The sequence below is a fragment of the Microbacterium sp. P2_F9 genome (assembly GCF_056403635.1).
The window spans coordinates 1-9,663 of record NZ_JBFUFC010000145.1; the positions used below are offsets into that span (position 1 = coordinate 1).

Annotated in this window: 9 protein-coding genes and 1 pseudogene; 1 reads left to right on the plus strand and 9 read right to left on the minus strand. The window is 69.2% G+C overall.

Going from position 1 to position 9,663, the window contains the following annotated elements:
- Positions 1–146, minus strand: a pseudogene (locus AC1DVT_RS14300) (YebC/PmpR family DNA-binding transcriptional regulator); the annotation flags it as partial.
- Between the two features lie 126 nt (positions 147–272).
- Here AC1DVT_RS14300 and AC1DVT_RS14305 point away from each other — a divergent pair.
- Positions 273–1,643: a pyridoxal phosphate-dependent decarboxylase family protein gene (locus tag AC1DVT_RS14305; protein ID WP_477389714.1), complete on the plus strand. Its 1,371-nt coding sequence runs from the start codon at positions 273–275 to the stop codon at positions 1,641–1,643.
- Positions 1,644–1,652: 9 nt separating this feature from the next.
- Here AC1DVT_RS14305 and AC1DVT_RS14310 read toward each other — a convergent pair whose 3' ends face one another.
- The 8 genes from AC1DVT_RS14310 to AC1DVT_RS14345 all read right to left on the minus strand — a co-directional run.
- Positions 1,653–2,189: a DUF1697 domain-containing protein gene (locus AC1DVT_RS14310; protein ID WP_477389715.1), complete on the minus strand. Its 537-nt coding sequence runs from the start codon at positions 2,187–2,189 to the stop codon at positions 1,653–1,655.
- A 1-nt stretch (position 2,190) separates the two neighbouring features.
- A complete protein-coding gene (locus AC1DVT_RS14315; protein WP_457098644.1) occupies positions 2,191–2,712 on the minus strand; it encodes a hypothetical protein in 522 nt (173 codons plus the stop codon).
- Positions 2,713–2,745: 33 nt separating this feature from the next.
- On the minus strand, positions 2,746–3,342 hold the full coding sequence (gene pdxT, locus AC1DVT_RS14320; RefSeq protein WP_457098643.1) for a pyridoxal 5'-phosphate synthase glutaminase subunit PdxT: 597 nt from the start codon (positions 3,340–3,342) through the stop codon (positions 2,746–2,748).
- A gap of 11 nt (positions 3,343–3,353) precedes the next feature.
- Entirely contained in the window at positions 3,354–4,277 is a 924-nt protein-coding gene (gene pdxS / locus AC1DVT_RS14325; protein WP_457098642.1) for a pyridoxal 5'-phosphate synthase lyase subunit PdxS, read from the minus strand.
- Positions 4,278–4,353: 76 nt separating this feature from the next.
- On the minus strand, positions 4,354–4,896 hold the full coding sequence (locus tag AC1DVT_RS14330) for an HIT family protein (protein WP_457098641.1): 543 nt from the start codon (positions 4,894–4,896) through the stop codon (positions 4,354–4,356).
- 63 nt (positions 4,897–4,959) lie between these two features.
- Entirely contained in the window at positions 4,960–7,002 is a 2,043-nt protein-coding gene (gene thrS / locus AC1DVT_RS14335) for a threonine--tRNA ligase (protein ID WP_477389716.1), read from the minus strand.
- 99 nt (positions 7,003–7,101) lie between these two features.
- Complete coding sequence (locus AC1DVT_RS14340) at positions 7,102–7,767, minus strand: DNA alkylation repair protein (RefSeq protein WP_477389717.1); 666 nt, start codon at positions 7,765–7,767, stop codon at positions 7,102–7,104.
- A gap of 14 nt (positions 7,768–7,781) precedes the next feature.
- Positions 7,782–9,663, minus strand: a 1,882-nt coding sequence (locus AC1DVT_RS14345) for a glycoside hydrolase family 5 protein (RefSeq protein WP_477389718.1), incomplete at its 5' end; no start/stop codon positions are given.

Below are 9,663 nucleotides of genomic sequence, written 5' to 3' on the forward strand. Positions count from 1 at the left end.
AGGGTGGGGTTGCCGGCAAGATCGGCACCGCCGATCTTGGCTGCGACTTCGATGTTCTTGATGAGCTTGGCGAAGGACTTCGCACGGCGCCCGTCGATGACGGCCTTCTTGTGCTTCGTCGTCGCCCACTTGGAGTGGCCGGACATGGAGTCCAGTCTACGATGCCGATCCGGCAGCGTCCGGTGCGCAGGAGCCCGCACGCACCGTGCTTCACGCGTCCTCGTGCGATGCGGTCTGTTGTGCCCGGGCGCGGCCGGGAGAACACTGGCCCCATGGATGAGCGTGAGCGCGCGCTGGATGCAGCGCGCCGGGGTGCCACCGACTTCTTCGCCGGCCTCGACGATCGGCCGGTATGGCCGCGAGCGAGCCTGGACGAGATGCTCGCCGAGTTCGGTGGCCCTTTCCCTGTGGCGGGGACGGATGCCGCGCAGCTGGTCGCCGACCTCGCGAGGCGTGCCGACCCAGGCCTGGTCGCGATCCCAGGCGGGCGGTTCTTCGGATTCGTGATCGGCGGGACCCTCCCGGCGGCGCTCGGAGCGGATTGGCTGGTGTCCGCCTGGGACCAGAACAGCGGATCGAGCACGATGACCACGGCCACGGTGGCGCTGGAACGCGTTGCCGGCCAGTGGCTGTGCGAGCTCCTCGGGCTGCCGACGGGCGCCTCGGTGGGGTTCGTGACCGGCGCCCAGGTGTCGAACTTCGTCTGCCTCGCCGTCGCGCAGCACGCGGTGCTGCGCCGGGTGGGCTGGGATCTCGCCGAGCGCGGGCTTCGCGAGGCACCTCACGTGCGACTGGTCGTCGGCGAGCACCGTCACGCATCCATCGACCGTGGGGCGCGGTTCTGCGGGATCGGCTCGCAGGAGCTGGTCGTCGTCGCGGCCGACGATCAGGGCCGGATGATCCCGACCGCGCTGGCGGCGGCGCTGGAAGGATCCGAGACCTCCCCGACGATCGTGTGCCTGCAGGCCGGTGAGGTGCACACCGGCGCGTTCGACCCGTTCGACGAGCTCATCCCGATCGCGCGCGCACACGACGCGTGGGTGCACATCGACGGTGCGTTCGGGCTGTGGGCCGCGGCATCCGCTCGCCTCCGCCCGCTCGTCACGGGTTTCGCGGCCGCCGATTCGTGGACGACCGACGCGCACAAGACCCTCAACGTGCCGTACGACTGCGGCATGGCGATCGTGCGCGACCCGGCCGACTCGATCGCGATGTTCCGCACCGGCGGGGACTACCTGATGTACACCGGGCTCGACCCGTGGGATGTGACCCCCGAGCTCTCCCGCCGGGCGCGCGGCGTGCCGGTCTGGGCGGCGCTGCGGAGCCTGGGGCGTACCGGCGTGTCCGAACTCGTGGAGCGGCTCCATGACAACGCCCTGGCGATGGCGGCTGGGCTGCGCGCGATCGACGGCGTGACGGTCGTGAATGACGTCCCGTACACCCAGGTCATGTTCCGGCTCGACGACGACGCCGCGACGCGAGAGCTCGGCGCCGCGATCCTCGCCGAGGGGACCGCGGCGCTCACCGGCGCGGAGTGGCAGGGGCACGCGGTGCTGCGCTGCTCGATGTCGTCGTGGGCGACCACTACGTCGGACATCGACCGGACCCTGGAGGCGTTCCGTCGGCTGATCGGCGCCGGATGACGCCACGGGTCACGCGGCGATCTTGACCAGCGTGCGCAGGTTGCGGTTGGTGGTGCGGGACTTGTAGGCGGCCTTGGCCAGCACCTTCGCGAACGCCGTGTCGGTCGACGAGCCCTTGGGCGGGTTCCAGTACACGACACCGGGTCCGGGTGCGACGGGATCGATGGCACGGTCGACGGATGCCGCGGCCTCGGCCAGCTCGTCGCGAGTGGCCGTGTCCACGCAGAACACCACCCAGGGCTGGCGAGCAGCGTCCGCCTCGTCGAACGGGAACTTCGCGATCGCCCGCTCGAGTTCGGCGAGGGTGACGAGCACGATCCACGCGTCGTACCCGAATCGCTCGCGCAGCGCCGTCTCGATCAACGATTTGAGCGCCGCTCGGGCGCCGGTGGCGGCATCCGTCTCGAACCTGACGTTGCCGCTTGCGAGGAAGGTGCGCACCTCGGCGAAGCCGAGCGAGTCGCGGAACAGCGCGGCGAGATCGGCGTTGCGGATCGTGATGCCGCCGACGTTCACCCCGCGCAGGAGCGCGACCCAGCGGGTCATGTCAGAGGGCGAACTCGAAGCCGAACCGCGACGACAGCAGCGCGACGAGGTCGCGCGGCATCTTCGTGAGGTAGGCGGGCGCCGGCGCCAGGGTCTCCGCCGACCCGATGAACGGGAAGTAGATCGGCCCCTCGGTCGTCGCCTCGATCTGATCCCGCACGGCGACGATCTCCGAGCCGATCCGCCGCAGCGACCGCAGCGAGATCGGCGAGGCCAGGCGCAGCGCGTCGCTGACCGGCATCCGCCAGTGCGGCATTGCGGTTCCGTGCCGTGACAGCACACTCTCGCCCATCGGTCCGAGCACCCGGCCCCACGCGCCGATACCAGGGGTCGCAAGGGTGCGGTCCCAGACGAAGAGCGTGTCGCCCGGCTCGGTGAACCCGACGAGTTCGTGCGACCACTCGAACCGCCGGTCGTCGGAGGCCTTCGGCGCACTGAGGGCGTCGCCCACGATTCCCCGCGACGGCGCGATCATCCAGTAGCGCTCTTCCGGGTGCTCGCCCCACCACTCGTTGATCGCCATGTGTGAAATGTAGTCGCTGTCTATGCCGTCAGATCACGCGGCCGCGCGGACTCGGGCGAGGAATCTTTCGTGGAAGCGCGTCTCGCCGGAAACCTCGGGGTGGAAGGACGTGCCGAGGAGGCTCCCCTGCTCGACGGCGACGACGCCGATCCCCGGAAGCGCGGCGAGCGTAGTCGCGCGCGGACCCACTTCGGTGACGAGGGGTGCGCGGATGAAGGTCGCCTGCACCGGAGCGCCGTCGAATCCGTCGACCGACACCTCCGTCTCGAACGAGTCGATCTGGCTGCCGAAGGCGTTGCGGGCGACGACGACGTCGAGGCCCCCGAAGGTCTCCTGCCCGTCGATGGCGCCGGTGATGCGGTCGGCGAGCATGATCAGCCCCGCGCACGTGCCGTACATCGGCATTCCCGCGGCGATCGCCGCCCGGACGGGCGCCTGCATGTCGAACGCGCGAGCGAGCTTGTCGATGACGCTCGATTCACCGCCCGGGATCACGAGGCCGTCGACGGCCGCCAATTCGGCCGGCCGCCGCACCAGGGAGACTTCGGCGCCGAGTCCGCGAAGGACCTGGGCGTGCTCGCGCACGTCTCCCTGGAGGGCGAGGATGCCGACGTGTACGCGCCTCGACATGCTCAGGGCGGTTACCAGCCGCGCTCGGCGAGGCGGTGGGGTGCGGCGAGGTCGGTGACGTTGATGCCGACCATCGCCTCGCCCAGGCCCCGTGAGACGTCGGCGATGACCTTGGCGTCGTCGTAGAAGGTCGTGGCCTTCACGATCGCGGCGGCACGCTCAGCCGGGTTGCCCGACTTGAAGATGCCGGAGCCGACGAACACGCCGTCCGCGCCGAGCTGCATCATCATCGCGGCATCCGCCGGCGTCGCGACGCCACCGGCGACGAAGAGCACAACGGGAAGCTTGCCGGTCTCGGCGATCTCGGCGACGAGGTCGTAGGGCGCCTGGAGCTCCTTGGCGGCGACGTACAGCTCGTCCTTCGTGAGCGAACGCAGCACGTTGATCTCGCCGAGGATCTTGCGGATGTGCTTGGTGGCCTCGGAGACGTCGCCGGTGCCGGCCTCGCCCTTGGAGCGGATCATCGCCGCGCCCTCGTTGATGCGGCGGAGCGCCTCGCCGAGGTTGGTCGCCCCGCAGACGAAGGGGACCGTGAAGCCCCACTTGTCGATGTGGTTCACGTAGTCGGCGGGAGAGAGCACCTCGGACTCGTCGATGTAGTCGACGCCGAGCTCCTGCAGCACCTGCGCCTCGACGAAGTGCCCGATGCGGGCCTTCGCCATCACCGGGATCGAGACGGCCTCGATGATGCCGTCGATCATGTCGGGGTCGCTCATCCGCGAGACGCCGCCCTGCGCGCGGATGTCGGCCGGCACGCGCTCGAGGGCCATCACGGCGACCGCTCCGGCGTCTTCGGCGATCTTCGCCTGCTCGACGGTCACGACGTCCATGATGACGCCGCCCTTGAGCATTTCGGCGAGGCCGCGCTTGACCCGGCTGGACCCCGTGGCGGAGGTGGAGCCGGACTGGGGGTTGCGGGAGGTGCTGTCGGTCATAACTCTCGATTCTAGTTCGCGCCGGATGCCGCGCCCGCCGTGCGGGCGGGCCGATGGGAGACGACTGGACCGGGTTTCAGTCCTGCCACGCGTCGGCGATGGCTCGACGCACGTCACCCAGCAGCTGAGGAAGCGCCTTGGTCTTCGCGATGATCGGGAAGAAGTTCGCGTCGGTGGCCCAGCGCGGCACGATGTGCTGATGCAGGTGGCCTTCGATGCCGGCACCCGCGACCTGGCCCTGGTTCATGCCGATGTTGAAGCCGTCGCAGTGCGACGTCGTCCGCACGACCTGCATCGCGCGCTGGGTGAGCGCGGCGATCTCGGCGACCTCCTCAGTGGTCGCCTCGTCGTACAGCGCGACATGGCGATACGGGCACACCAGCAGATGGCCGGAGTTGTACGGAAAGAGGTTCAGCAGCACGTAGGCGGTGCGGCCGCGATGCACGATGAGGCCGTCCTCGTCGGACAGCCCAGGGGCTGCGCAGAACGGGCACGTCTTGCGCAGCGGCTCCGGTCCCGCCTGGATGTAGGCCATCCGGTGCGGGGTCCACAGTCGCTGGAATTCGTCGGGGACACCAGGCAGCTCGGCGGCGGAGATGAGCTCCGCGTCGTCAGTCACCTGCCGGTCCCTGAGCCGCAACCGGTCCCTGAGCGCCGACCGGTCCCTGAGCCCGTCGAAGGGTCACGCCAGATCCTCCGCGGTGTCCACCAGCGCACGCGTGCTGATCGCGCCGAGGATGCGCGCGACGGCCTCGTCGATCGGCACGCCGTTCTGCTGGGTGCCGTCGCGGAAGCGGAACGAGACGGTTCCGCCGGCACGGTCCTGCTCCCCCGCGATCAGCTGCAGCGGCACCTTCTGCGTCGTGTGCGTGCGGATCTTCTTCTGCATCCGATCGTCGCTGTGGTCGAGTTCGGCGCGCACGCCCTCGGCCTTGAGCCGGTCGACGACTGCGCCGAGGTAGTCCGCATACTCCTCGGCGACCGGGATGCCGACGACCTGCACGGGCGACAGCCACACCGGGAACGCACCTGCGTAGTGCTCGAGGAGGATCGCGAAGAACCGCTCGATCGAGCCGAAGAGGGCACGGTGGATCATGATCGGCCGCTTCTTCTGGCCGTCGCGATCGGTGTACTCGAGCTCGAACCGCTCGGGCAGGTTGGGGTCGACCTGCACAGTGGACAGCTGCCACGTGCGGCCGATCGCATCCTTCGTCTTCAGGTCGATCTTCGGCCCGTAGAAGGCTGCCTCACCCGGGACTTCGGTCAGCTTGAGACCGCTGGCGATCGCCACATTGCGGAGAGCGTTCGTCGAGTACTCCCAGAACTCGTCGCTGCCGATCCACTTCGCCTTCTCGTCGTCGCGCATCGAGAGTTCGAGCTCGAAGTCCTCGAGACCGAAGTCGCGCAGCATCGAGATGACGAAGTCGAGCACGCGGGTGGCCTCGCCTTCGAGCTGCTCGGGGGTGACGAACAGGTGCGAGTCGTCCTGCGTGAAGCCCCGCACGCGAGTGAGGCCGTGCAGCGCTCCGGAGAGCTCGTTGCGGTAGACGGTGCCGTTCTCGGCGAGGCGCATCGGCAGGTCGCGGTAGCTGCGGGCGCGCTCCTTGTAGATGAGGATGTGCATCGGGCAGTTCATCGGCTTCAGGTAGTAATCGACGCCGTGCTTGGTGATCTCGCCGTGCTCGTCCCGCTCCTCGTCGAGGTGGACCGGCGGGAACATCCCCTCCTTGTACGTCACGAGGTGGTTCGACTGCAGGAAGAGATCCCGCTTCGCGATGTGCGGGGTGTACACGTAGGTGTAGCCACCGGAGATGTGGCGCCGACGGGCATGCTGCTCCATCTCGCCGCGGATGATCCCGCCGCGAGGGTGCCACACCGACAGGCCGGAGCCGATCTCCTCCGGGAACGAGAAGAGGTCGAGTTCACGCCCGAGCTTGCGGTGATCGCGCTTCGCCGCCTCTTCGAGCCGCTGCTGGTAGGCACGCAGCTCGTCTTTCGTCGGCCAGGCGGTGCCGTAGATGCGCTGGAGCTGGGGGTTCTTCTCACTCCCCCGCCAGTAGGCGCCGGCGACGCGGGTGAGCGCCCAGCCGTTGCCGATCATGCGGGTGCTGGGCACGTGCGGGCCGCGGCAGAGGTCCTTCCAGACCGTCTCGCCGTCGCGGTTCACGTTGTCGTAGATCGTCAGCTCGCCGGCGCCGACCTCGACAGACGCGCCCTCGACCTTTGCGGTCGCTGAGCTTGCGGCGTCGGTCCCTGAGCCTGTCGAAGGGCCCTTGAGACCGATGAGCTCGAGTTTGAACGGCTCGGCGGCGAGCTCGGCACGGGCCTGCTCGTCGGTGACGACCCGGCGCACGAAGCGCTGGCCCTCCCGGACGATGCGCGCCATCTCCTTGTCGATCACCTTGAGGTCATCGGTGCTGAAGGGCTGCTCGACGCCGAAGTCGTAGTAGAAGCCGTCGGTGATCGGCGGGCCGATGCCGAGGTTCGCCTGCGGGTTGATCCGCTGGACGGCTTGCGCGAGCACGTGCGCCGTCGAGTGGCGCAGGATGCCGAGACCGTCGGCGCTGTCGATCGTGACCGGTTCGACGGCATCCGTCGCGGCGACAGTCGTCGCGAGGTCTTTCAGTTCGCCGTTCACGCGCAGCGCGATGACGGATCGGTCGGGGAACAGGGCGAATCCGTCGGCGGGATAGGACACATCCGACGAGATGGGGGCGTCAGTCAAGGGGACTCTCCAGAAGCTGGCTCGACCTCCAGGCTATCCTCCGCGGGGCATGCGGACATGCAGATCTCCTGCGTGCGCGGCTGCGAAGCGTTCGTCACATCATGGCGTCAGGTGTTTGAGTGCTTCACGACGGCTCAGCGGGCTGAGCTCGTGTGTGGCGACGTAGCCGCGGACCCAGTCCGGATCGACGCGCGCGTACTCGCGGAGCGCCCAGCCGATCGCCTTCCGGATGAAGAAGTCGGTGTCGGGCCGATTCGGCTCGATGAGCCCGGCCAGCAGCTCGCGGTCGACGCGGTCGCGGCGCCCCAGCTGGGAGAGGATCGCGATCCGCCGCACCCACAGCTCGGCATCCGTGCTCCAGCGGCGCAGCAGGTCGGCGGTCTCGCGGGGCAGCACGTCATGCAGTTCGGCGAGGCGATGGGCGAGCTCGTCGGTGATGTCCCACCACCGGCCGGTTCGCACCATGTGCTCAATCAGCGTGACGTTCTCCCATTGCGCTCTCGTCGGGCGCAGTCCGAGCAGCAGCATGCCCGCGTAGCGCTCTTCGCGGTGCGATGCGTCATCCCACAGTTCGGATGCCGCGGCCCGCAGGATGGCGGCATCCGTGGTCTGCGAAGCCGCCGTGCGGACGAGGCGTCGCACCTCCGGAAGCGTGACGCCCAGGAAGGGCATCTCGGACTTCATGTAGGCCTGCTGGCCCGGCGCGCGCGCAGGATCCGCCGCTGCCCGCAGCGCCTCTCTGACGACCTCGACGATCTCCGGCATGACGACGCCCCCGGCTACCCGTCCGTGGACAGCGTGTAGTCGCCCTCGGCGCAGCCGGTCACGCTCCAGCCGCCCGCGACCTTGGTCGTCTCGACCTCGGTGACACCGGTGGTCTCGACGTTCGGCTCCGTCGAGCCGGGGACCCACACCTCGAGTCCGCAGCCCCCGTCGTCCGTGGTGCCGGCGAGCGCGACATCCGCTCCCTCCGCGGTGAGCGACGTGAGCACCCCGGGGGCACTGCGCGGGTAGGCGCGGCTGAGGATCTCGAGCAGGTCGTCGCGGGGGGCGGCGTCCTCGCCGGTGGTGCAGTCCTGGCGCATGAGCGAATCGGTCATGTCGTTGATGCCGCCCTGCGGGTCACCACAGGCCTGCTTCCACACCCAGTAGGCGCTGCCGAGGATGTACTCGTCCTCGAGGTCGGCGTAGCGAGTGAGGCGCTGCACGCGATCGGCGTCATCACCCCAATAGCCGTTCTCGCCCGACCACAGCGGCATGCCGAAGCTGTCCGCCGCGCGCGTAGCCAGCTCGAACTGGCGCTCCATCGAGACGATCGGCGGCAAGCCGAGCGAGCGGTCCATCGTGATCGATTCGGCGTACATGTGCGGCGAGTACACGAGGTTGGTGTCGCTGGTGAACCCGGGTGTGGGGCCGCTGTCGAACCCCAGCCCCGACCACAGGATGCTCGGCTCGATGAAGACGATCTGCGGGGCGCCCTCGGCGCGGATCGCGTCGATCGCCCGGTCGTAGAAGCGGCCGAGCAGGAAGGATGTCGTCACCGGCGCGGTCTCGCCGAAGCCCGGCTCATTCAGCAGGTCGTACCCGGCGACGGCGGGCTCGTCGTGGAACAGCGCCGCGAGCTTCGCCCAGGTCGCGACGAGGGAACCCTGGACTCCGTCGGTGTCGAAGTAGAAGTTCTGGAACGCACGGTCACCGGCCGGCGAGATGTCGCGGCCCTGGAACTGGCAGCGCGGAGCCCCATCCGTGCGAGTCGCCCACACGGGTGCGCCGTCGTAGCCCCACATCGGGTCGGTGCCCGGTCGGCATTGCGTCCCCTCCGGCGTGCCCTCGTTCCACCAGCCGTCCTGGTGCATGTCGAGCACGGTGTAGATCCCGTACTTCTTCGCCCAGTGGACAGCCTCGGTGATCTGGTCCACGTAGGTCTGATCCAATTCGCCGCGCTCGGGCTCGAGCGCCGACCACGAAAGCCCCAGCCGCACGACGTTGAAGCCCTGCTCGGCGATGGCGGCGAAGTCGTCCTCGGTGAGCGGCCGGGTGTCTTCGACGTCGGCACGGGGACGGTAGAAGTGCACGAGCTGATTCACGTTCACGCCGCGCAGCAGCACCTCGTTGCCGTTTCCGTCGGCGATGACATCGTCGTCAGCGCGCAGGAAACCGACCGGGACGTCTTCGGCGGGTGCCTGCGGGGTGGCGGCCGCTCCCGGCACAGGGGCGGTGAGCGTGACGGTCACCGCGAGCACCGCGACGACCCCGGCTGCCAGCTGAAGCACGCGGGTGCCTCGACGTGTGCGCATGCGATCCGCCAGGATTGCGGTCAGTCCGACGATCCAGCCGAGGCACGCGCCATAGGCGAGACCGTCGGCGACGGCGATGTACGCGGCCATGAGCGGCCAGATGTCGCTCTGGATCCCGTCGACCACGACGACCACGATCGCCTGGACGACGCCCACGATTCCACCCGCGACGAGCGCCGCAAGCCATCCGCCGAGCACACCGGGCACGCGAACCCGCATCCACCGCAGGCTGAGCGCGGTCACGACGGCGATGAGCACCATCGCCACGAGGACGGAGAGGATGCCGCGATCCGGCCGGGCAGCGGGAACACCGGGTGCGTACACGACGCCGGTCCACCACAGGCCGGCTAGGAGCGGCGTGACC